Raw genomic sequence first — 20,329 nt, 5'->3', positions numbered from 1 at the left:
GCGCGGCAACCCTGCGCCGCTTCCGGTAGAGTTAGGATTGAAACATGACCACAGTCGATCATCACGCAGGCCTTGGGGGAGACGATCAGGTTCGTCTTTCGGAAGCTGGCGCTCGCGATTTTTTCGAGCTCTTGAAGCCGCGCGTTATGTCGCTTGTGGTGTTCACGGCTTTTGCCGGTCTTATGCTGGCTCCGGGCCACATAAATCCCTTCATCGGTGCCATCGCCATTCTATGTATCGCCGTTGGTGCGGGCGCATCCGGTGCTCTCAACATGTGGTATGACGCCGATATCGATGCCGTCATGAGCCGCACGGCGCGCCGTCCGATCCCGGATGGGCGCATCCTGCCGCAGGAAGCGCTTGCTTTCGGCCTCACGCTGTCCACCTTCTCGGTTGCGATCCTTGGCCTTGTGGTCAACTGGTTCGCGGCGGGCCTTCTGGCCTTCACGATTTTCTTCTATGCCGTCGTCTATACGATGTGGCTGAAGCGCTCGACACCGCAGAACATCGTCATCGGTGGCGCGTCCGGAGCATTTCCGCCCATGATTGGCTGGGCCTGCGTGACCGGTGGCGTCTCTCTGGACAGTATCCTGCTGTTCCTCATCATTTTCCTCTGGACGCCCGCGCACTTCTGGGCGCTCGCTCTGTTCAAGATGCGCGATTACGGCTCCGTTGGCGTCCCGATGATGCCGAATGTTGCAGGCGAACGGTCTACCAAGCTCCAGATGATCGTCTACGCGGTTCTGACCGCTCTGGTTGGCGTCGCGCCGACGTTGACCGGGCTGGTCGGTTGGGCCTATGGGGCCTTCGCCGCCGTCCTTGGAGCCATCTTCATTCTCTGTTCCATCGCCGTCTGGCGTATGCCGGATGGCGACGAAAAGATGGTGCAGGCAAAGCGGATGTTTGCCTACTCGGTGCTCTATCTCTTCGTCATCTTCTGCGGTCTGCTGGCCTCACATTTTGCAGCCGCGATCTTCGGTCCCATGGGAGGATTGCTCTGATGGAAACGATCAAGCTCAATGAAAAGCAGCAAAAGTCCCGGCGTGGTCGTAACATCGCGCTGGGCGTGGTGCTCGGTGCGCTCGTCGTGATCTTCTATATCGTGACGCTGATCAAGATCGGCCATATGGGCTGAGACGAATACAGGGAGGAGGATACGACATGACTGAAGCCGCAAAGCCAGCGCAGCGCCGGGTGAACAACAGTTCGATTCTCGTCGGCTGTGTCGTGTTCGTCGCCAGCATGGTGGGCGCCGCCTATGCCTCCGTCCCCTTGTACCGCCTGTTCTGTCAGGTGACCGGCTATAATGGCACCACCCAGCGGGTCGAGCAGTTTTCCGACACGGTTCTGGATCAGACGGTCAGGGTCACCTTCGACGCGAACACGTCCTCCGGGCTGAACTGGGAGTTCAAGCCCGTCCAGCATTCAGTTGAGCCGAAGATCGGCGAAACGGTCCAGATCACCTACAAGGCAACGAACAAATCGCCGACACCGGTAACCGGGACGGCCGTGTTCAATGTTACGCCCATGGAGGCGGGTGCCTATTTCAATAAGGTCCAGTGCTTCTGCTTCACGGAAACCACCCTGAAGCCGGGTGAGACGCTGGAAATGCCGGTGGTGTTTTTCGTTGATCCCGAGATCACCAAGGCAGAAGAAACCAAGAATATCAGAACTATTACGCTGTCTTATACCTTCTATCCAAGCCAGGGGGCCAAGCCGGTTGCCGGTTTGCAGGATAAGTCGGGCGAGACAGAGCGTAAGCTGTAAGAGAGGGCTCCTCCGCTTCGCGCGGGGGCTTGAGGAGAAAGACCGGGGACTTCGACATGGCAGATGCACATCAGAAAAAGCACGATTACCACATCATAGATCCAAGCCCGTGGCCGTTGCTTGCCTCCATCGGTGCTTTCGTCATCACCTTCGGTGGTGTTGGCTATATGCGTTATCTGCATGGCAGCGAGTTCAAGATGTTCGGCTTGAACTTCGCAACGCCGTGGCTGTTCTTTATCGGTCTGGCGATCGTTATCTACACGATGATCGGCTGGTGGGCAGACACCATCAAGGAAGGCCGCGAAGGCCACCATACGCGGGTAGTTTCGCTGCATCTGCGCTATGGCATGATCATGTTCATCGCCTCGGAAGTCATGTTCTTCGTGGCTTGGTTCTGGGCCTTCTTCGATGCAAGCCTCTATGCCAACGAGGCGATCCAGGCGAGCCGCGTTCTTGCAACCGGCGGCCAGTGGCCTCCGAAGGGCATCGAAGTGCTGGATCCCTGGCATTTGCCGCTGTACAACACGGTCATCCTGCTTCTGTCCGGCACCTGCGTTACCTGGGCGCACCATGCCCTGCTGCACAATGATCGCAAGGGCCTGATCAACGGCTTGCTGCTCACCGTGGTGCTCGGCGTTCTGTTCTCCTTCGTGCAGGGTTACGAATACGCCGAAGCTCCGTTCGCCTTCAAGAATTCGATCTATGGCGCAACCTTCTTCATGGCGACCGGCTTCCACGGCTTCCACGTCCTGATCGGCACGATCTTCCTGATCGTTTGCCTGCTGCGCGCCGTCAATGGCGGATTTACGCCGCAGAAGCATTTCGGCTTCGAAGCCGCCGCCTGGTATTGGCACTTCGTTGACGTGGTCTGGTTGTTCCTGTTCTTCACCATCTACATCTGGGGTGGTTGGGGCGCGCCGTTGGCTCATTGAGCCATCGACGATCCTTGCGCATGCGAAGGGCGGCCATGGTCGCCCTTTTTCATTTGAACAGATGCCTTGCCTGCGGCTAACGTCAGTATCAACAGGGTGCAACGGGACCGGATAGATTGAACCATGCAGGATGAAGCCCATTACCCGCCGCAGGATGCAGTGCGAGCTGGCCTGAGCGGTTCGTGCCCGCGCTGTGGTCAAGGCAAGCTGTTCGATGGCCTGTTGAAGGTGCGGCCGGCCTGCGGCAATTGCGGCCTCGATTATTCCTTTGCGGATGCGGGCGATGGTCCCGCCGTTTTCGTGATGCTGCTCGTTGGCTTCGTGGTGGTCGGTTTTGCGCTCTGGTTTGAATTCACCTTTCACCCGTCCATCTGGCTGCATTTTATCGTCACCGCACCGTTTTCCATCGTCATCTGCCTTGGCTCGCTACGAGTGTTGAAGGGGGTGCTGATTGCCTTGCAATACAAGCACAGTGCCCATGAAGGCAGCATAGACCGTGGCTGATCAGTCGCCCTTGCCGTCGCCGCGCATGTCACCTCGTCGCAAGCTCGTCTCCGCCGTGCTGGTTCTGGTCGCGCTCGCCATCCTGTTGTCACTTGGCACCTGGCAGGTCCAGCGCCTTCACTGGAAAGAGCAGTTACTGGCGCAGATCGAGGCCCGCCGTCAGGCCGCCCCGGTCGAACTGGTCGACGCCGAGACGGCGCTGAAAACCGCGCAGGATCAGGAATATCTGCGCGTGCGTGTCGAAGGTGTCTTCGATCACACAAAGGAGCGGCATTTCTTCGCCACAGATGCTGGCCGCACGGGCTTCTATGTCTACACACCGCTGCGACTGGCCGATGGGAGGGAGCTTTTCGTCAACCGCGGGTTCGTGCCCTATGATTTGAAACAGCCGCATAAGCGGCAGGCGGGGGAGGTGACGGGGAGGGTCACTTTGACCGGTTATCTCCGCAACCGGCTTGAGGGAAAGCCATCCTCGCTTGTGCCGGACAACGACTTGCAGAAGAACATCTTCTACTGGAAGGATTGGACGGCCATGGTGCGGTCTACGAACCTCGATCCGGCAAACGTGGTACCCTTCTTTGTCGATGCGGATGATGTCGTGCAGCCGCCTGGTGGTTGGCCAAAGGCGGGCGTCACGCAGTTCGAGTTGCCGAACAACCATCTGCAATATGCGGTCACCTGGTATGGCCTTGCGGCGGCGCTCGTTGGCGTCTCGCTCGCCATGGTTTTCCGTCGTCGTCAGTAACATACTCTTGCGGGGAGAAGGCGATTCGCAGGGGCGTGTCGTCGGAGTGTTTAAGGGGGTTTATAAATGTCTGTTATTGCTAATGTTATTGTTGCACTCCTGGCGCTCGAACATCTTTATATTCTGGTGCTGGAGATGTTTCTCTGGACCAAGCCCCAAGGGCGCAAAGCATTTGGTCTGACGCCCGAGCGGGCAGAAGCCACAAAGGTCATGGCGGCCAACCAGGGGCTCTATAACGGCTTCCTCGCCGCCGGTCTTCTCTGGGCGCTTGTCCATCCGGATGCTGGCGTCGCCTATCAGCTCAAGCTATTTTTCATTGGCTGTGTGCTGGTCGCTGGCCTATATGGAGGAGCAACGGCCTCCCGGAAGATTTTTGTCATTCAGGCGCTTCCGGCGGCCATCGCCCTGATTTTTGTGCTGATTGCTGGCTAGGTTTGTCGATGAATATGCAGGTTTTCCGTCCCCCGCTGAACATTCGCCTGTGCGGTCCGCGCGGCTTCTGTGCCGGGGTGGATCGGGCAATCCAGATCGTGGTTCTGGCGCTGAAGCGTTATGGCGCCCCGGTCTATGTGCGTCATGAAATCGTCCATAATCGCTATGTCGTCGAAGGGCTTGAGGCTAAGGGCGCGATTTTCGTTGAGGAGTTGAACGAGATCCCGGCGGAACATCGCGATCAGCCCGTGGTGTTTTCCGCCCATGGCGTGCCGAAATCCGTGCCGGAAGATGCGCAGTCGCGTAATCTCTTCTATCTGGATGCCACCTGTCCGCTGGTGTCGAAGGTGCACAAGCAGGCCATGCGCCACCAGAGGCTTGGCCGGCATGTCGTGCTGATCGGCCATGCGGGTCACCCGGAAGTCATCGGCACCATGGGGCAACTGCCGGAAGGCACCGTGTCACTGATCGAGACCGTGGAAGATGCCGAGCGTTATGAGCCATCGGATCCGGACAATCTGGGCTATGTCACGCAAACAACGTTGTCGGTGGATGATACGGCGGGCGTTATCGCGAAACTGCAGGAGCGTTTTCCAAACCTGACAGCGCCGTCGGCAGACAGCATCTGCTACGCCACCACCAACCGGCAGGAGGCGGTGAAGCAGGCCGCACCCGGTTGCGATCTCTTCATTGTGGTCGGTGCTCCCAATTCATCCAATTCGAAGCGGCTGGTGGAAGTTGCCTTACGGGCAGGGGCCACGCGGTCCCTGCTCGTCCAGCGTGCCTCCGAAATTGATTGGGAAAGCATCGGCACGATCGGAACGCTCGGCATTTCCGCCGGTGCCTCGGCTCCGGAAGTCATCGTCGACGAAATCATCGAGGCCTTCCGGGAGCGTTTCGATGCCAGTGTCGAATTGGCGATCACCACCGAGGAAAACGAACATTTCCTGGTCAACCGCGAGCTTCGCGATATCGAGCTGACCCGCGAGGATATGGCCTGGGTGAATGGGTGAGCTGCGACCGGTAAAATCGATCCAGTGAGTCGATTGCAGTGACGAATGCTGTAAGTGATATTGTTGCAAGTCTTACGATTAACGCTGTCGCAGCTTCCGCCTTTACTTGGCCACAGGTTTCCGTCACTAAACCCTCATAAAACCCGAGCCAGCACGGAACCATGTCGGAAAAGCTCTTCAAGATACTGGCGTGGTCGACCCTTGCCTTCGTTATTTTTGCAACCGTCTCGCCGATCGGTCTGCGTCCGCATGATTTTCTGCCGGTGAATGTGGATCGCGCGCTGGCGTTCGCGCTGCTGTCCTGCCTCTTCGTCGTGGCCTATCCGCGCTTTTTCCTGATTTCGACGGCCTGCATCATCGCATCTGCCTTTGCCATCGAACTGCTTCAATTTTTGCAGCCAAGCCGTCATCCGGAAGTGCGCGATGCCCTGATCAAGGCGGCGGGTGCGGCGCTCGGCCTGCTCATCGGATGGCTCATCAACCGTTATCGGGCATCAAGGCGGGTTGAGAGCGATTAGAATTCCTGTGCCTGAAGCGCCTCCGGCACTAGCCATGGGGCCATCCTGCTGTGTATCTCATGTCCAACGCAGGATCGAAAGCAGGACCAGAGCTCTTGGCTGTCTACACCGACATTACCGAAAACGACCTTCGCAAGTTTCTCAGCGAATATGATGTGGGCGAACTGACCTCCTACAAGGGGATCGCAGAGGGCGTCGAGAACTCCAATTTTCTGCTGCACACCACGAAGGATCCGCTGATCCTGACACTTTACGAAAAGCGCGTCGATGCAGGCGATTTGCCGTTCTTTCTCGGGCTGATGCAGCACCTTGCGCAGAAGGGCCTGAATTGCCCGCTGCCGCTGCCACGCCACGATGGAAAAATCTGTGGCGAACTGTCGGGTCGCCCGGCGGCGCTCATTTCCTTTCTGGAAGGCATGTGGCTGCGTAAGCCGGAAGCCCATCATTGCCATGCGGTTGGCGTAGCACTTGCGCAGATGCATCTGGCAGCAAGTGATTTTTCGATTACCCGCCGCAACGCGCTTTCGGTAGATGGCTGGCAGGAGCTGTGGGCCAAAGCTGCTCCGCGTGCCGATGAGGTTCTGCCCGGTCTTCAGCAGGAAATCGGCGCCGAGCTCGACTATCTGGTCAGCCACTGGCCGCAGGATCTGCCGCAGGGCGTTATCCATGCCGATCTGTTTCAGGACAATGTGTTTTTCCTGTCCGATCGCCTGTCAGGACTGATTGATTTCTATTTCGCCTGCAATGACCTTCTGGCCTACGATGTCTCGATTTGCCTGAATGCCTGGTGCTTCCAGCCGGATGGCGCCTATAATTTCGCGAAAGGCAGCGCGCTGCTGGCGGGTTATCAGTCTATCCGTCCCTTGAACGCGCATGAGATTGCGGCTCTGCCGGTTCTGTGCCGGGGCTCGGCGCTGCGCTTCTTCCTGACGCGGCTTTACGATTGGCTGACGACTCCGGAGGGCGCTCTGGTCGTCAAGAAAGATCCGATCGAATACCTGCGCAAATCTCGCTTTCACCGGGCAATCGAAGCTGCATCCGAATATGGGCTGGAGCCCGCCGCATGAAACAGGTGCAGATCTTCACCGACGGTGCCTGTTCGGGAAATCCGGGACCGGGTGGCTGGGGTGCCATTCTTCGCTATGGAGAGAACGAAAAGGAACTCTATGGCGGCGAGCCGGAAACCACCAACAACCGCATGGAGCTGCTGGCGGCGATCAGCGCGCTCAATGCGCTGAAGACTCCATGCGAAGTCGATCTCCATACCGATAGCAAATATGTGATGGACGGCATTTCCAAGTGGATCTTCGGCTGGAAGAAGAACGGCTGGAAGACGGCGGACAAGAAGCCTGTCAAGAATGGCGAGCTTTGGCAGGAACTCGATGTCGCCAACCAGCGGCACAAGGTGAAATGGCACTGGGTGAAGGGCCATGCCGGCCACCCGGAAAACGAGCGGGCGGACGAACTGGCAAGGCTCGGCATGGAGCCGTTCAAGAAGCGATGAATCGGCCCGGTTCGACGCAAGAATGCCATAAATGGGAGGGGACGGCATGATTCTGCACTGCGTATTCCTGCGCCTGAAGGCCTCGTTGCCGGCAGAGGAAAAGGCGGCCCTCTTCGGGGCGCTTGTGGCCTTGAGGGGAACTATCTCCGGTATCGTTGAGATCCAGCATGGACCGAACGTCTCGCCGGAGGGCCTGAGTGGCGGTTTTCGGGATGGCTTCATCGTAACGTTTGAAAACGCCGATGCACGTGACGCCTATCTGGTTCATCCGGAGCATGTCGCGGTCGGCGATCGCCTTGTGGCTGCTTGCGATGGCGGTCTTGCCGGATTGATGGTCTTCGATTTCGAGACTTGAAGCATGTCGCGCAAAAGTGCGCAGCGGTTTTGCGATAACGACATGCGATAAAATAAAGAGTTAAAGCGCCAAGTGCGAAGCAACAGGCTTCAAGGAAACAAGAGAACAAGAGAACAAGAGAACAAGAGAACAAGAGAATGAGGGAGCTGGGCAAGCCCCCTCATTCGACCGGTGACCTGCCAAGTGAGGGGGGGGCAGGTTGCGCCGGATCAGTGTGGAGGTCAGCTTGCCTTCTCCATGGCGGTCGCTATTTGGTCCACGTTGAAGCGGAACATGTTTTCATACGTGGCGGCGGGACCTTTCGGTTTGGAGAGAGACTCCACATAAAGCTCTCCGCCAGGCTTGGCGCCGGTTGCCTTGGCAACCTGCTTCACCAGCCGTGGATCATTGGAGTTTTCGAAGAAGTAGGTCTTCACCTTTTCGGCCTTGATCTGTTCGATCAGCTTCGCCACGTCGGCGGCGGAGGCTTCCGTTTCCGTGGAAACGCCAAGCGGCGCCAGGAAGGTTACCTTGTATTCGCGGCCGAAATAGCCAAACGCATCATGGCTGGTCAGCACCTTGCGCTGCTCCTGCGGGATCTTGTCCAGCTTGGAATGGGCGTAGGCGTTCAACTCATCCAGCTTTTTGGTATAGGCTTGAGCATTCGCCTTGAAGGTTGCTGCCTGTGCCGGATCGGCCGCTGAGAGCGCCTTTTCTATATTGGCGACCCAGACCTTCACATTGACCGGGCTGTTCCAGACATGCGGATCAGTCACCGTCTTGCCGTCCTCTTCCATGGTGCGCGTGTTCACGCCTTCGGAGGCGACCACCGGCTTGCCTTTGAAACCGGACGCGGAGATGAGCCGGTCCATCCAGCCTTCCAGTCCTTCGCCGCTGACGAACACAACATCCGCCGCCTTCAGTGCTTTGGCATTGGCAGGTGTTGGCTCGAATTCGTGGGGGTCGCCATCAGGGCCGACAAGGGTGGAAACCTGCACCTTGTCGCCACCAACCTGATGAACGATGTCGGCAAGAACCGTGAAGCTGGCAACGGCCTTCAGTTCGGCCGCGGAAACAGGTGCGGTGAATGCAATAATGGCCGGAATGGCAGCAGAGAGAAACAACAGGCGGGAAGACATGAAAAATGCTCCTGGGTTAGCCTTTGAGGTGAGGGAGGGGAAGGAAGCGCCGCATGATGCCGGAGGGCGCAACAAGAATGGAGCAGCCGTAGAGACAGGCGGCCGTCATGATGATGGTCGGGCCGGATGCCAGTTCCAGATGATAGGAGGCGATCAGCCCCACATATCCCGAAACCAGTGCCGAGCCGAAGGCGACGAGAAGCATGGTGGACAGGGTGCGCGCCCAGAGCTGGGCCGTTGCGGCGGGCAGCATCATCAGGCCAACTGCCATCAGGGTGCCGAGCGCCTGGAAGCTGGCGACGAGGTTCAGCACCACCATCAACAGGAAGATGTAGTGATAGAGCGGGCCGCGCCCGCCGACCGCCTTCAGGAAGCCGGGATCGAAGCATTCCGCCACCAGCGGGCGATAGATCGCCGCGATCACGACCAGCGTCAGCGAGGTGATCAGGCCGATCTGGATCAGCGCCTCTTCGTCGATGGCGAGAATGGTGCCGAACAGCACGTGCAGAAGATCGATGTTGGAGCCGCGCAGGGAAACGATCAGCACGCCCAGCGCCAGCGAGGTGAGGTAGAAACTGGCAAAGCTCGCATCTTCCGCCAGGTTCGTGAAACGGCTGACGACCCCCGCCAGAACCGCGACGGAGAGCCCCGCAATCAACCCGCCGAGCCCCATGGCCGTCAGCGAAAGGGATCCGGCAACCAGATAGCCAACGGCAGCGCCGGGCAGCACAGCGTGGCTGAGTGCATCCCCCATCAGGCTCATGCGGCGCATCATGAGAAAGACGCCGATGGGGCCGGATCCAAGCGCAAGACAAAGACATGCCACCAGCGCACGACGCATGAAGCCGTAATCCATCATCGGCGCGATGAAGATGTCATAGGCGCTCATGCGGCGTCCTCGCAAATTTGGGCGTTTTCATCCCAACGCTCGGCCATGGCGCGTGCGCGCGAAAGATTGGCGGCCGACATCACCTCGGCGGTCGGCCCCCACGCGATCAGTTCGCGGGCAATCAACAGCGTTTCGGGAAAGTGCTGTCGCACCTGCTCGAAATCATGAAGCACGGCGACTACGGTTCGGCCCTCGCCATGCCAGTTGCGCACGATTTCCAGAAGATCGCGGGTGGTGCGCGCATCGATGGCAGTAAAAGGCTCATCCAGCAGAATGACCTTTGCATCCTGCACCAGCAGGCGCGCAAACAGCACGCGCTGGAATTGCCCTGCCGAAAGCGAGCCAATCGAACGGCGCTCAAAACCCTGAAGACCGACCGCCTGCAAGGCCTCCATCGCATCCGTTCGATCCTTGGGGCTTACGCCGCCAAAGGCACCGGTATTCTTCCAGGCACCCAGCAGAACCGTATCCAGAACGCAGATGGGAAAGCGGCGGTTGATCTCGGCGGCCTGTGGCAGATAGCCGATATCGGTTCGTTGAAGCCCATGCTCGATCCGCCCCTCAGCGGGCCGCAACTCGCCGATGATCGCCTTGAGAAGCGTGGATTTTCCCGCTCCATTCGGCCCCGCAATGGCAGTCAGGCTGCCTCTGGCAATCTGACCGTTCACATGATGAACCGCCGGATGCCGGTCATAGGTGACTGTCAGGTTCGAAAGTGAAATGGCGTGCGTTCTCATGGTAGTGAAATCGCCCACTGGATTGCCAGCCACAGCAGGACCAGTATGGCACCGACGCCGAGCAGACGCACAGGTGCGGAGCGTTGGAGGAGATCCATGAAAAACAGGGAGTTGCGCATCAGCGCCTCATGAATGTTATGATATTACAGTTATGTTATAACAAAAATGGCAGAATAAGGGCAAGGTGTGTGTGACGAACCGGGTGGCGTGACCCCAATAAAAAAGCGGCCTCCGGGGGAGGCCGCTTGCAAAGGAAAACTGGGGAAAGATTACAGGCGCTCCAGCATCGCCGCAGCGCCCGAGGTGATCGCCTGGCCGGGAGACTCTTCGATGTTGAGCGACTTCACGACGCCGTCTTCAACCAGCATGGAATAACGCTTGGAACGAATGCCAAGGCCAGCGCCGGATGCATCCAGCTCGAGGCCGATCGCCTTGGTGAAGCTTGCATCCCAATCCGACAGGAAGCGGATCTTGCCGGTGCCGCCGGTCTTTTCCGCCCAAGCGCCCATGACAAAGAAGTCATTGACGGCAACGACGGCAATCTCGTCTACGCCGCGTTCAAGAATCGCATCGCGGTTTTCGAGGTAGCCCGGCAGATGATTGAGCGAGCAGGTGGGGGTAAAGGCGCCCGGAACCGCGAAAAGGACGACCTTCTTGCCCTTGAACAGCTCGTCTGTCGTGACCTCGATTGGGCCATCAGCGGTCTTTTCCTTGAACTTGGCCTGCGGCAGGGTATCGCCTTCAGCAATCGTCATAGCTCTTGTCCTTCGGTGCGGTTGATAGGAATGCGCCGCACTATAGAGCCCAGCTATTCTATGGCAAGCGGGGTCTCCATGGCTCTGTTGCCCGCGATCACCAGAAGGCTCCAGTCCGTCCCGGTTTGCATTGGCTTATTGGCCATTTTGCCGAGTGGCATATCCACAGAATAGATGCCGCCGGAGGTTTTGGCATGCTCCTGATCGAGCAGCACATGACCATCTGGTCCCACCACCACGATATCGGGGCGTGGAGAGCCTTCGGGTAGTCTCAGCGCGAGCTTCAGCTTCTTGTGATCCGTACCCAGTTTCGACTCCGCAACGGTAAAATCAGGAGAGGGTGATTCCGGCAGATGGCGCGTCGCCTCATCAAGGATCAGGTTTTCTTCGAGCGGAAGTTTATTGGAGAGCAGGTTAACCTGAAACTCCGCCTGGAACGGAACGCAGATATTGCGGCAGAGCCCTATGAACGCGGAAGCCTTGAAGACCGCCGGACGGCTGGCATCGGTGATCTTGACCGTGAAAGGCAGGGTTACGGGATGGTCGTAGCCAAGATCCCGGATGTCGCCATCCACGAATTGCTTGGGCACAGGAAACTTCATGTCAGTCAGGGTCAGACCGCTGTCCGGCGCCAGCGAAAGCTGGGGTGGAATACCCGCTTGTCCCGGTTGCTTCCAATAGGTAATCCAGCCGTCGCGCGGTTCGATCTGCAGGGCGCCGCGCACGGTCCCGTCCGGCTCCGGTGGCAGAGCCACGATGCGCATACGCCCGCCATCGTTCACCGCCCAGTCCGACATCTCGGCATGGACAGGCGTAGGCGAGCTTGCGAGCGTGGCAAGCAGGCCGAGACAGAGAGTTTGGAACCGCAGACCGGTATTCAGTATTGAAGCCATGATCGGAGATTTAGTCGAGCACTTGATGCCTTGCCAGTCACAACGTCACAAGGCTGTTCATTTTCGGTTGATTGAAAGTGCAGCCTGCCCCATCTTGGTGGAGAGGGTGTAAACTAAACATCCGCCGCCCGCCCCGAGGGCCGGTTTAACCGAACACTGGAGGCATCATGTCAATGATTTCGCATATCAAGGACAAGCGGGAGCGCGGTTTTCTGGACGGTCAGTTCCTGATTGCCATGCCGTGCCTGGCAGATGGGAATTTCACCCGTACGGTGGTCTACATCTGCGCGCATTCTTCGGCGGGTGCCATGGGCTTCATCATCAACCGCGCGCAGGCGGTGTCGTTCACGGAACTTCTCCAGCACGTCAAGATCATCGAAGCCGGTGATGCAATCATGCTCCCCACCGCTACGCGCGATTTTCCGGTGCTGAGCGGCGGTCCGGTGGAAGCGGGGCGGGGTTTTGTGCTCCACTCGGATGATTATGTCAGTGAAAGTACCATCCCCGTCAGCGAAGATATCTCACTGACCGCGACGCTGGATATCGTGCGCGCCATCTATGATGGCCGCGGCCCGCGGAAGGCGACGATGCTGCTTGGCTATGCCGGCTGGGGTCCAGGTCAATTGGAGGCGGAGATCGGCAACAATGTCTGGCTCAATTGCCCGGCGACCGACAGTCTCATCTTTGATCGTTCTCTCGATGCGAAATATGAACGGGCGCTCGCGACGATGGGTGTTAGCCCCGAGCTTTTGTCTCCCAATGCCGGACATGCGTGAAGTCCGTGCCTGAAGTATAGAGAAATGATTTCAAAATAATCCGGAACAAACCCGCCCCAGCTACGTTATCCCACCGAAGCCTGATGAAGAAAAAGTTCGGGCCAATCAAGGAGAAAGCACCATGGGTAGCATGAGCGACAAGATTTCCGGCAAGGCTAACGAAATGGCTGGCAAGACAAAGCAGGCTGTCGGCGACATGACTGACAACCGCTCGCTTGAAGCGAAGGGCGCAGCCCAGGAAGCCAAGGGCAAGACGCAGGTTGCCAAGGGTAAAGCCAAGGATGCGGTCAAGAACGTCGTAGATCGCGCCTGATCCTTTTCTGAAATAATTCGTAAAAGCCTGTTCCGCGTCCCCTCGGAGCAGGTTTTTACTATGAGAATACCTCATCACATCATTGGAAAACAAAGATGCGCCTTTTCGAATGCGATCATTGCGGCCAGTCGATCCATTTCGACAACAGGGTTTGTGTAAACTGCGGCCATCGGCTTGCATTCGTGCCGGAGCGCATGGCCATGCATGCTCTGGAAGAGGAGGGTAATGGGGTCTGGCGCCTCATCGCGCGCCCAGACCACAAGGTGCGTCTTTGCACGAACGAAGTGAATGACATCTGCAATTGGACCGTGCCAGCGGAGGGGACGGAGACATTCTGCGTCACCTGTCGCCATAATCGTCTGGTCCCGGATGCCTCGACCGAAGAAGGGTTGCGGCAGTGGCGCACGATCAGCCAGGCTCAACGGCATCTGTTCTATTCGATGTTGAAGTGGGACCTTCCCCGCACGACCCGCGAGGAAGATTCGGAAGGCGGGCTTGTTTTCGATTTCCTCGTCGATGAAGTCCAGCCGGACGGAACGGTGGTTCCTGCCATGACGGGCCACGAGGATGGGTTGATCGCAATTCGGGCAGCGGAAGCCGATGATGCGACGCGCGAGCAGGTCCGGGTCTCCATGAACGAGCCCTATCGCACCATGCTCGGCCACTTCCGCCACGAGACGGGCCATTACATCTGGGACAAGCTCGTGCGCGATCGCGGCCGGCTCGGGCCGTTCCGGCTGGCCTTCGGCGATGAGACGCAGGATTACGGAGAAGCTCTGCGCCGTAACTATGAAGAGGGCCCACCGCCAAACTGGCAGGAAAGCTTTATAAGCACCTATGCCAGCACCCACCCGTGGGAAGATTTCGCCGAGAGCTTCGCGCACTATCTGCACATCGTGGACACGCTGGAGACAGCGCGTTCCTTCGGTATTGCCATTGAACCGCGCGGCCACGAGGATCTTGCGTCAGAGGTTGCCTTCAATCCCTACAAGGCGAGAGATGCGGCACAACTGGTGGACGTCTGGATTCCCTTTTCAGTGGCACTCAACAGCATTCACCGATCCATGGGCGTGCCGGATCTCTATCCGTTCATCCTCACGCCAACGGTCGTGGCCAAGCTGGAGTTCATCCACGGTCTCGTGCACGGGAAACACTGAAGCCGCTTAATCAGATGTTCCCGAAGGCTCCGGCATTGCGACCGGGGCCTTTGTCTTTTTCTGAGGTGGCTTGACGTTTTTCACCGCCTTGAGGGCGCGCTCGGTCTTCTTGGCCTGATCGCGCATCATCTCGATCTGGATCTGCTGGATCTCGGTTAGGCGTTCCCATTGCCGGTTGAGGAGATGATCCACCTTTTCATGCAGGTGGCGGATTTCCAGTTCGGCCTTCAGGTTCACCTTGTAGTCGTTCAGCGCCCGCAACCGGTCTTTCTGTTCCTGTCGCCGCTGGCTCATCATGATCACCGGTGCCTGCAGCGCGGCAATGGTGGAGAGCACAAGATTGAGCAGAATGAAGGGATAGGCGTCGAAGGCCTCGTTGGCGCCAAGGACCAGGTTTATCATCATCCAGACGGCCAGAAAGGCGCAGAAGGAGATGATGAAGGTCCAGCTTCCGCCGAAACTGGCCACGCCATCGGCAACACGGTCACCCAGAGAGCGTTTTTCCTCGTAATCATCCTCGATGTTCTCAGTCAGCGTATCGTGGCTTTCAAGACTTTCGATAACTTCGTTTTCGAGGACGGAAAGCTCGCCGCGCTCCTCCCGCAGCAGCTCCGAGATGAAGCGGCTTCGATACTTCTCTATCAGCTTGCGACTGAGAAAGCCGCGATTGGGAATATTCGGGTGGTCCTGCCGGATGAAATCCACCAGAGCCGGGCGCATGTTCTCGATGTTGACCGCATCGCGACGCTTCAACTGCTGGCCCGTGACGGCATCGCGGATCAGCTTGCGCTTTATCGTCACGACGCCCGTATCGGGATCGGTTTCCATGGTAGCGGCTGTTGGCATGTCCTCGTCGTCGGAGGTCATGGAAGCGTCCGTTTCGGCCATAGGCAGCCTCATTATGAAGGAGGTGATCGGTAAGGCAGGCGCGTGATCATCGCACGCGCCTCATATCACCTCAATCAAGGCAGGATTGTGAAGAGGATTTTTCCCCCTGCAAGGACCGTTTCCGAACCTTTGCCATCAAGCCCGGCGGGTGAGGGGGAAACGCTCGCGCAAAAGCCTTTGCACGGCATCGGCTGGCATGGGGGCGCCAAAGAGATAGCTCTGACCGTAAGGGCATCCCAGACGCGCCAGTTCTGCAGCGTCCTCGTCGGTGCCGATACCTTCCGCAACGACTGCCATATCCATGGAGCGCACCATGTTGATGATGGAGCGCAGCAGAACTTCGCCCCGCTCGGAATGATCGAGCACCAGCGATTTGTCGATCTTGATCGTGTCGAACGGGAACTGGGTCAGATAGCCGAGCGATGAATAGCCCGTTCCAAAATCGTCCAGCGCGAGACTGACGCCGAGATCCTTCAGCTTGTCGAGGATCAGCCGCGCCTGCTCGGGATTATCCATCATCATGGATTCCGTCAGCTCCAGCTTGAGCCGGTGCGGATCGCAACCCGTGCGGTTCAGAAGCGCGCGGATTTCGTTATAGAGATCGGCGTTCAAAAGCTGGGCGCTCGACAGGTTAACCGACATGAAGATCGGCAGTTCGCCGGTTACCTTTTCCCAGGCACCGAGATCCGAGGTTGCGCATTCGAGCGCGAAGATGCCGAGCGGCTCGATGAGATCGCAGGTCTCGGCAATCGGAATGAACTCGCTAGGGGGAATAAGGCCGCGCTTTGGGTGCTCCCAGCGCATCAGCGCCTCGAAGCCGACGATCTCGCCGTCCGAAAGCTGGATGATCGGCTGATAGGCCATGGACAGTTCGCGACGTTCCAGCGCACGGCGCAGGTCCGTCTCCACCTGCAGCCGGTCCGGCGTATCATTGCCGCGGAAGGCGGGGCGGAAGGGTTCCACCTTGTTGCCGCCGCCGCGCTTTGCCCGGTACATGGCAAGCTCCGCATCGCCCAGCATGCTGATGGCATTTTCCTGCTGGTCGACCCACGAAGATAGGCCTACCGAGGCAGTGAGAATGACCTCGCGCTGGGCAAAATTGATCGGCACCATGATTGCCTGGGCAACGGCATCGGCGAAATCCGCAACCTTTGCCGGGTCGCGCTCCGAAACGAGAATGATGCCGAACTGGTCACCGGAAATGCGCGCCAGAGTATCCTGCGGTTTGAGAAGTCGCCGCAACCGCCGTGTCAGCGCAATGAGAATATTGTCGCCGGCGGCAATTCCCAGCGCATCGTTCACCTGCTTGTAGCGGTCGATATCGATGGCCATGACAGTCGGCCTGACACTGTCGCTTCCGGACGCGATGGACAGGATCGATTGCAGCCGGTCGAGGAAAAGCTGGCGGTTCGGCAGGCCGGTCAGATTGTCGTGCAGCGCGTCGGAGAGCAGGCGCTCAACGGAATTCTTCGGTTCCGTCACGTCCACGATCGTGCCGACGCAGCGGATGATTTCGCCATTCGAGCCAAGCACGGGCCGAGCGCGGATCTGCAGCCAATGATAATGGCCGTCTTCAGCCCGAACGCGGAATTCGTGGTGAAGTCGCCCTCTGCGCTGCTCCAGCAGAACATCGAGCGTTGCCTTGAAGCGGTCGCGGTCGTCCGGGTGAAGCCGGGGTATCCAGTTTCGCACGGCCCCATGCATGCTGCCAAGCTGCATGCCAAGGCGCACGGCCACATCCGGCGTCGTCACCAGACGGTCACGCGCCACATCCCAGTCCCACACGGTATCGCCACTGCCCATCAGGGCCAGCGACTGCCGTTCCAGATCGGAGAACAGGCCCTGCTGATAGGCGCCACCCGCAAAGGCGTGCTGCATGACCGTGAAGCCTATGAGAAGGACGATAAGAACGAGGCCGCCGCCGAGTGCCGGCTGGATGATGTCATTGTCCAGCTGACCGGATACCGTCAGCCAGCCGCCGAACAGCCATACCATGAACAGAGCCCATGTCGGCACAAGCAGGATGGCGCGGTCGTAGCGGCTGAGGCCGAGATAGACGATCAGAAGAATGCCGGCCGTTGCTGTGAGAGAAAGCGAGATCCGTGCAATGCCCGACGCAATGGAAGGATCGTAGATCGCAACCCCGTAAAGAAGCACCAGGCCAATGACCCAGGCAAAGGTGGCGTGTCCAAGATGAACGTGCCAGCGATTGAGGTTGAGATAGGTAAACAGGAAAATGACGAGCGATGATGCGAGCGCAACCTCGGCGCAGGCCCGCCATATTCGCACGTCGCTGGAGGTAATGCTGATCAGCTTTTCCAGGAACCCGAAGTCCACACAGATATAGGCGAGAACCGCCCAGGCGAGCGCTGCGGCGGCAGGCAGCATGGAGGTGCCCTTCACCACGAAGAGAATGGTGAGGAAAACGGCCAGCAGGCCCGCAATGCCCAGAACGATGCCGCGATAGAGCGTGAAGGAGTTGATCGTATCCTTGTAGGCATCCGGCTCCCACAGATAGATCTGCGGCAGGGAAGGGGTCGCAAGCTCAGCCACGAAGGTAACCACGGAGCCGGGGTTCAGCGTGATACGGAAAACATCGGCATCCGGGCTTGGTACCCGGTCCAGCGCAAAGCCTTCCGATGGCGTGATGGCGTCGATGCGCTGCGAGCCGAGATCCGGCCAGATGACCTTCGAGTTCACCAGCCGGAAATGCGGCGCAACGATCACGCGCTCCAGCTGCTCTTCGGACACATTGGCGAGCGCGAAGACCGCCCAGTCGCCCTGATGGTTCGGTGTGCTGGCCTGAACCTCGATCCGGCGGCGAATCCCATCGCTTCCGGGGGCGGTCGACACCTGGAAGGCTTCTCCCTGGTTGGCATAGATATCCGTTGTGGCCGTCAGGTTCAGTGCGCGGTCGTCGCGCGAAATCTTCACGGGCTCGAAGGCGAAGGATTGCGTGACGGTCGAAAGCGAGATGATGATCGCCAGAACCAGTCCGAGCACGCGCGACACTGCCGCTGCTATGAGGCGATCGCGTCTCATAGGGTCAACTGCTTCCCGCGCTCGGCCGTATCGCCCTCGATCAGCGAATAAAGAATGTGATCGCGCCACTCGCCGTTGATTTTCAGATATTTCCGCAACACGCCTTCCCGTTCGAAACCGGCTTTTTCCAGAAGCCGTATGCTCTTCCAGTTCTCCGGAATACAGGCTGCCTCGATACGGTGCAACTGAAGCCCGGAGAAGATGTAGGGTACTACCAGCTGGACTGCGGCAAACATATGACCCTTTGCGGCATGCCGTTCACCCATCCAGTACCCAACCATGCAGCTTTGCGCCGCCCCCCTGCGGATGTAACCGATTGTAATGCCGCCCAGCAGGGCCTTGTCTTCACGTCGGAAGACAAAAAGGGGCACCGCAAGGCCGGACGAGAATTCCTGTGAATTACGGGTAACGCGCGCCCGAAACGCGGCTTCCGTCAGTTCGTCATGCCGCCAGCTTGGCTCCCATGGCTGCAGAAAGGCGCGGCTTTCCGAGCGCAGCGCATACCAGGCGGCGTAATCCTGATAGCGCGGAAGACGCAGGAGAATATGATCTCCGTAGAGTTCTGGGTACTCCGGCTGGCGCGACAGAAACCGAAACACCAAAAACCACCCCATTCTGACTCGTTACGCCCGTTTTGCGTGGAACGGGCGCAGGAGAAGCCACCGCCATCAACCGGCTGCGATCTGAGACCTGATCTGCGGCGAGGAAAGTGCCGCCGTGATGTCCGACAACGGCGCCAGTTTTTCCACCGGGCCGATGGCAGACAATGTGGGGACTGTATCGAAAAACAGGCGTCCGGCAAGATCCGTCAGTCGGGAAGTCGTGATCCCGGCAAGACGCTCCATCATTTCATTGTTCGGAATGATGCGGCCGTGCAGGATCATCTGCCGGGCGATCTGGCCTGCGCGGGCAGCAGGGCTTTCCTGACCCATCAGAAGTTGGGCGCGGATCTGGGCGCGGGCGCGATCGATTTCCTGGCTGTCGATGAATTCCGAGGACTTGCGAAGCTCCTGCAGGATGACAGGCACCAGTTCCGGCAGGTCTTCGCCGCCGGTTGCCGCATGCACGCCGAAGACGCCCGTATCGGAAAAGCCCCAATGGAAGGCATAGACCGAATAGCAAAGGCCGCGATGTTCGCGGATCTCCTGGAACAGGCGTGACGACATGCCGCCGCCCAGAATGTTTGCCAGGATCTGCGAGCAGTAGAAGTCGCGTGCGTGATAGGCCTTCCCCTCGAAACCGAGAAGCAGCTGCGTATCCATCAGGTCACGCATCTCGCGCACTTCACCGCCCAGATAACGCGCCGCCTCAAAGACCGGCGGTGCCGAGGGTTTGGTGGGCAGCAGGGCGAAGCGGTCTTCCACCTGCTTGACCAGCGTATCGTGGTCAACTGCACCTGCCGCTACGATGAACATGCGGTCCGTGGTGTAATTGCGGGAAAGATAGGCGCGGATCTGATCCGGCTGGAAACCTTGCACCGTTTCCGGCGTGCCCAGAATGGGCCGACCAATGGTTTGTCCGCGATAGGCAACCTCCGAGAAGCGGTCGAACACCACATCGTCCGGCGTGTCGTTCGCAGCACCGATTTCCTGCAGGATAACGTGCTTTTCGCGCTCCAGTTCTTCCTCGTCGAAAGAGGATTCCGTCAGGATGTCCGCCAGAATGTCGATCGCCAGCGGCACATGGTCCTTCAGCACGCGCGCATAATAGGAGGTGGTTTCCGTGGACGTGGCGGCATTGAGTTCGCCGCCCACATTCTCGATCTCCTCGGCGATGTCGCGGGCGCTGCGCCGTGCGGTGCCCTTGAAGGCCATGTGCTCCAGGAGATGCGCAATGCCGTGTTCGTCTACGGTTTCATTGCGCGAGCCCGATTTGATCCAGACGCCGAGTGCCACGCTTTCCAGATGCGGCATGTTCTGCGTCACTACGGTCAACCCGGAGGCAAGCCGGGTGATTTCAACATTCATCGTTGGTCTTTCCGGCACTCTGAC

25 protein-coding genes are annotated in these 20,329 nt (G+C 58.7%); 15 read left to right on the top strand and 10 right to left on the bottom strand.

The window, feature by feature from the left end; translation table 11 throughout:
- Positions 1-44: 44 nt before the first annotated feature.
- The 12 genes from E8M78_RS13355 (at position 45) to E8M78_RS13300 (ending at position 7,770) form a co-directional block, all read left to right on the top strand.
- On the top strand, positions 45-1,001 hold the full coding sequence (locus E8M78_RS13355) for a heme o synthase (RefSeq protein ID WP_137135493.1): 957 nt from the start codon (positions 45-47) through the stop codon (positions 999-1,001).
- Positions 1,001-1,135: a hypothetical protein gene (locus E8M78_RS24060; RefSeq protein WP_137135492.1), complete on the top strand. Its 135-nt coding sequence runs from the start codon at positions 1,001-1,003 to the stop codon at positions 1,133-1,135. The genes E8M78_RS13355 and E8M78_RS24060 overlap by 1 nt, the downstream gene beginning before the upstream one ends.
- 26 nt (positions 1,136-1,161) lie before the next feature.
- Positions 1,162-1,767: a cytochrome c oxidase assembly protein gene (locus E8M78_RS13345; RefSeq protein ID WP_137135491.1), complete on the top strand. Its 606-nt coding sequence runs from the start codon at positions 1,162-1,164 to the stop codon at positions 1,765-1,767.
- Between the two features lie 56 nt (positions 1,768-1,823).
- Entirely contained in the window at positions 1,824-2,699 is an 876-nt protein-coding gene (locus tag E8M78_RS13340) for a cytochrome c oxidase subunit 3 (protein WP_137135490.1), read from the top strand.
- A gap of 123 nt (positions 2,700-2,822) precedes the next feature.
- Complete coding sequence (locus E8M78_RS13335) at positions 2,823-3,203, top strand: DUF983 domain-containing protein (protein WP_137135489.1); 381 nt, start codon at positions 2,823-2,825, stop codon at positions 3,201-3,203.
- 25 nt (positions 3,204-3,228) lie between these two features.
- Positions 3,229-3,948: an SURF1 family protein gene (locus E8M78_RS13330; RefSeq protein ID WP_137135918.1), complete on the top strand. Its 720-nt coding sequence runs from the start codon at positions 3,229-3,231 to the stop codon at positions 3,946-3,948.
- 66 nt (positions 3,949-4,014) lie between these two features.
- Entirely contained in the window at positions 4,015-4,380 is a 366-nt protein-coding gene (locus tag E8M78_RS13325; protein ID WP_137135488.1) for a DUF1304 domain-containing protein, read from the top strand.
- Positions 4,381-4,388: 8 nt separating this feature from the next.
- Positions 4,389-5,393, top strand: a complete 1,005-nt coding sequence (gene ispH / locus E8M78_RS13320) for a 4-hydroxy-3-methylbut-2-enyl diphosphate reductase (RefSeq protein WP_137135487.1) — start codon at positions 4,389-4,391, stop codon at positions 5,391-5,393.
- A 161-nt stretch (positions 5,394-5,554) separates the two neighbouring features.
- Entirely contained in the window at positions 5,555-5,911 is a 357-nt protein-coding gene (locus tag E8M78_RS13315) for a VanZ family protein (RefSeq protein WP_137135486.1), read from the top strand.
- 95 nt (positions 5,912-6,006) lie between these two features.
- Entirely contained in the window at positions 6,007-6,978 is a 972-nt protein-coding gene (locus tag E8M78_RS13310) for a homoserine kinase (RefSeq protein ID WP_137135485.1), read from the top strand.
- The gene (rnhA, locus tag E8M78_RS13305) at positions 6,975-7,415 is read left to right on the top strand and encodes a ribonuclease HI (protein ID WP_137135484.1); all 441 of its coding nucleotides are present in this window, start codon (positions 6,975-6,977) and stop codon (positions 7,413-7,415) included. Before E8M78_RS13310 ends, rnhA begins: the two co-directional genes overlap by 4 nt.
- Before the next feature lie 46 nt (positions 7,416-7,461).
- Positions 7,462-7,770 carry a Dabb family protein gene (locus E8M78_RS13300; RefSeq protein ID WP_137135483.1) on the top strand — a complete coding sequence of 103 codons (309 nt, stop codon included), beginning with the start codon at positions 7,462-7,464 and terminating at the stop codon, positions 7,768-7,770.
- Positions 7,771-7,991: 221 nt separating this feature from the next.
- Here the strand turns inward: E8M78_RS13300 and E8M78_RS13295 are convergent, their stop codons facing one another.
- From E8M78_RS13295 to E8M78_RS13275, 6 genes are all read right to left on the bottom strand, one after another.
- Positions 7,992-8,888, bottom strand: coding sequence for a metal ABC transporter substrate-binding protein (locus E8M78_RS13295; protein WP_137135482.1), 897 nt, complete (start codon positions 8,886-8,888; stop codon positions 7,992-7,994).
- Between the two features lie 16 nt (positions 8,889-8,904).
- A complete protein-coding gene (locus tag E8M78_RS13290; RefSeq protein WP_137135481.1) occupies positions 8,905-9,777 on the bottom strand; it encodes a metal ABC transporter permease in 873 nt (290 codons plus the stop codon).
- The gene (locus E8M78_RS13285; RefSeq protein WP_137135480.1) at positions 9,774-10,514 is read right to left on the bottom strand and encodes an ABC transporter ATP-binding protein; all 741 of its coding nucleotides are present in this window, start codon (positions 10,512-10,514) and stop codon (positions 9,774-9,776) included. The genes E8M78_RS13290 and E8M78_RS13285 overlap by 4 nt, the downstream gene beginning before the upstream one ends.
- Complete coding sequence (locus tag E8M78_RS24055) at positions 10,511-10,633, bottom strand: hypothetical protein (protein WP_281405067.1); 123 nt, start codon at positions 10,631-10,633, stop codon at positions 10,511-10,513. Before E8M78_RS24055 ends, E8M78_RS13285 begins: the two co-directional genes overlap by 4 nt.
- Before the next feature lie 150 nt (positions 10,634-10,783).
- Entirely contained in the window at positions 10,784-11,269 is a 486-nt protein-coding gene (locus E8M78_RS13280; protein ID WP_137135479.1) for a peroxiredoxin, read from the bottom strand.
- Positions 11,270-11,322: 53 nt separating this feature from the next.
- The gene (locus E8M78_RS13275) at positions 11,323-12,162 is read right to left on the bottom strand and encodes a protein-disulfide reductase DsbD domain-containing protein (RefSeq protein ID WP_137135478.1); all 840 of its coding nucleotides are present in this window, start codon (positions 12,160-12,162) and stop codon (positions 11,323-11,325) included.
- Positions 12,163-12,335: 173 nt separating this feature from the next.
- Between E8M78_RS13275 and E8M78_RS13270 the strand changes: the two genes are divergently transcribed.
- The 3 genes from E8M78_RS13270 (at position 12,336) to E8M78_RS13260 (ending at position 14,408) form a co-directional block, all read left to right on the top strand.
- Positions 12,336-12,938, top strand: coding sequence for a YqgE/AlgH family protein (locus tag E8M78_RS13270; RefSeq protein ID WP_137135917.1), 603 nt, complete (start codon positions 12,336-12,338; stop codon positions 12,936-12,938).
- A 121-nt stretch (positions 12,939-13,059) separates the two neighbouring features.
- The gene (locus E8M78_RS13265) at positions 13,060-13,251 is read left to right on the top strand and encodes a CsbD family protein (RefSeq protein ID WP_137135477.1); all 192 of its coding nucleotides are present in this window, start codon (positions 13,060-13,062) and stop codon (positions 13,249-13,251) included.
- Between the two features lie 95 nt (positions 13,252-13,346).
- Positions 13,347-14,408, top strand: a complete 1,062-nt coding sequence (locus E8M78_RS13260) for a putative zinc-binding metallopeptidase (protein WP_137135476.1) — start codon at positions 13,347-13,349, stop codon at positions 14,406-14,408.
- Between the two features lie 6 nt (positions 14,409-14,414).
- On the opposite strand, the gene E8M78_RS13255 is transcribed toward E8M78_RS13260, so the two are convergent.
- The 4 genes from E8M78_RS13255 to E8M78_RS13240 all read right to left on the bottom strand — a co-directional run bounded on the left by E8M78_RS13255 (position 14,415) and on the right by E8M78_RS13240 (position 20,305).
- A complete protein-coding gene (locus tag E8M78_RS13255) occupies positions 14,415-15,254 on the bottom strand; it encodes a DUF1003 domain-containing protein (protein WP_246658335.1) in 840 nt (279 codons plus the stop codon).
- A 177-nt stretch (positions 15,255-15,431) separates the two neighbouring features.
- Positions 15,432-18,338 carry an EAL domain-containing protein gene (locus E8M78_RS13250; protein WP_137135474.1) on the bottom strand — a complete coding sequence of 969 codons (2,907 nt, stop codon included), beginning with the start codon at positions 18,336-18,338 and terminating at the stop codon, positions 15,432-15,434.
- A complete protein-coding gene (locus tag E8M78_RS13245; RefSeq protein WP_137135473.1) occupies positions 18,335-18,952 on the bottom strand; it encodes a GNAT family protein in 618 nt (205 codons plus the stop codon). The genes E8M78_RS13250 and E8M78_RS13245 overlap by 4 nt, the downstream gene beginning before the upstream one ends.
- A gap of 54 nt (positions 18,953-19,006) precedes the next feature.
- Positions 19,007-20,305 (bottom strand): pitrilysin family protein, encoded by a 1,299-nt coding sequence (locus E8M78_RS13240; RefSeq protein WP_137135472.1) that lies wholly within the window; start codon positions 20,303-20,305, stop codon positions 19,007-19,009.
- Between the last annotated feature and the right edge of the window lie 24 nt (positions 20,306-20,329).

The organism is Rhizobium sp. FKY42 (assembly GCF_005222835.1).
GTDB lineage: Bacteria > Pseudomonadota > Alphaproteobacteria > Rhizobiales > Rhizobiaceae > Neorhizobium.
The sequence above is the reverse complement of the archived record's forward strand: the minus strand, read 5'-3'. Positions and strand labels throughout refer to the sequence as shown.

What these genes read in the sequence shown, in the direction of transcription:
- E8M78_RS13250 (WP_137135474.1), bottom strand. Translation starts at nt 18,338, where the DNA reads ATGAGACGCGATCGCCTCATAGCAGCGGCAGTGTCGCGCGTGCTCGGA.
- E8M78_RS13315 (WP_137135486.1), top strand. Translation starts at nt 5,555, where the DNA reads ATGTCGGAAAAGCTCTTCAAGATACTGGCGTGGTCGACCCTTGCCTTC.
- E8M78_RS13290 (WP_137135481.1), bottom strand. Translation starts at nt 9,777, where the DNA reads ATGAGCGCCTATGACATCTTCATCGCGCCGATGATGGATTACGGCTTC.
- E8M78_RS24055 (WP_281405067.1), bottom strand. Translation starts at nt 10,633, where the DNA reads ATGCGCAACTCCCTGTTTTTCATGGATCTCCTCCAACGCTCCGCACCT.
- E8M78_RS13325 (WP_137135488.1), top strand. Translation starts at nt 4,015, where the DNA reads ATGTCTGTTATTGCTAATGTTATTGTTGCACTCCTGGCGCTCGAACAT.
- E8M78_RS13260 (WP_137135476.1), top strand. Translation starts at nt 13,347, where the DNA reads ATGCGCCTTTTCGAATGCGATCATTGCGGCCAGTCGATCCATTTCGAC.
- E8M78_RS13240 (WP_137135472.1), bottom strand. Translation starts at nt 20,305, where the DNA reads ATGAATGTTGAAATCACCCGGCTTGCCTCCGGGTTGACCGTAGTGACG.
- E8M78_RS13300 (WP_137135483.1), top strand. Translation starts at nt 7,462, where the DNA reads ATGATTCTGCACTGCGTATTCCTGCGCCTGAAGGCCTCGTTGCCGGCA.
- rnhA (WP_137135484.1), top strand. Translation starts at nt 6,975, where the DNA reads ATGAAACAGGTGCAGATCTTCACCGACGGTGCCTGTTCGGGAAATCCG.
- E8M78_RS13285 (WP_137135480.1), bottom strand. Translation starts at nt 10,514, where the DNA reads ATGAGAACGCACGCCATTTCACTTTCGAACCTGACAGTCACCTATGAC.
- E8M78_RS13275 (WP_137135478.1), bottom strand. Translation starts at nt 12,162, where the DNA reads ATGGCTTCAATACTGAATACCGGTCTGCGGTTCCAAACTCTCTGTCTC.
- E8M78_RS13330 (WP_137135918.1), top strand. Translation starts at nt 3,229, where the DNA reads ATGTCACCTCGTCGCAAGCTCGTCTCCGCCGTGCTGGTTCTGGTCGCG.
- E8M78_RS13295 (WP_137135482.1), bottom strand. Translation starts at nt 8,888, where the DNA reads ATGTCTTCCCGCCTGTTGTTTCTCTCTGCTGCCATTCCGGCCATTATT.
- E8M78_RS13335 (WP_137135489.1), top strand. Translation starts at nt 2,823, where the DNA reads ATGCAGGATGAAGCCCATTACCCGCCGCAGGATGCAGTGCGAGCTGGC.
- ispH (WP_137135487.1), top strand. Translation starts at nt 4,389, where the DNA reads ATGAATATGCAGGTTTTCCGTCCCCCGCTGAACATTCGCCTGTGCGGT.
- E8M78_RS13340 (WP_137135490.1), top strand. Translation starts at nt 1,824, where the DNA reads ATGGCAGATGCACATCAGAAAAAGCACGATTACCACATCATAGATCCA.
- E8M78_RS13355 (WP_137135493.1), top strand. Translation starts at nt 45, where the DNA reads ATGACCACAGTCGATCATCACGCAGGCCTTGGGGGAGACGATCAGGTT.
- E8M78_RS13270 (WP_137135917.1), top strand. Translation starts at nt 12,336, where the DNA reads ATGATTTCGCATATCAAGGACAAGCGGGAGCGCGGTTTTCTGGACGGT.
- E8M78_RS13245 (WP_137135473.1), bottom strand. Translation starts at nt 18,952, where the DNA reads ATGGGGTGGTTTTTGGTGTTTCGGTTTCTGTCGCGCCAGCCGGAGTAC.
- E8M78_RS13345 (WP_137135491.1), top strand. Translation starts at nt 1,162, where the DNA reads ATGACTGAAGCCGCAAAGCCAGCGCAGCGCCGGGTGAACAACAGTTCG.
- E8M78_RS13255 (WP_246658335.1), bottom strand. Translation starts at nt 15,254, where the DNA reads ATGCCAACAGCCGCTACCATGGAAACCGATCCCGATACGGGCGTCGTG.
- E8M78_RS24060 (WP_137135492.1), top strand. Translation starts at nt 1,001, where the DNA reads ATGGAAACGATCAAGCTCAATGAAAAGCAGCAAAAGTCCCGGCGTGGT.
- E8M78_RS13265 (WP_137135477.1), top strand. Translation starts at nt 13,060, where the DNA reads ATGGGTAGCATGAGCGACAAGATTTCCGGCAAGGCTAACGAAATGGCT.
- E8M78_RS13280 (WP_137135479.1), bottom strand. Translation starts at nt 11,269, where the DNA reads ATGACGATTGCTGAAGGCGATACCCTGCCGCAGGCCAAGTTCAAGGAA.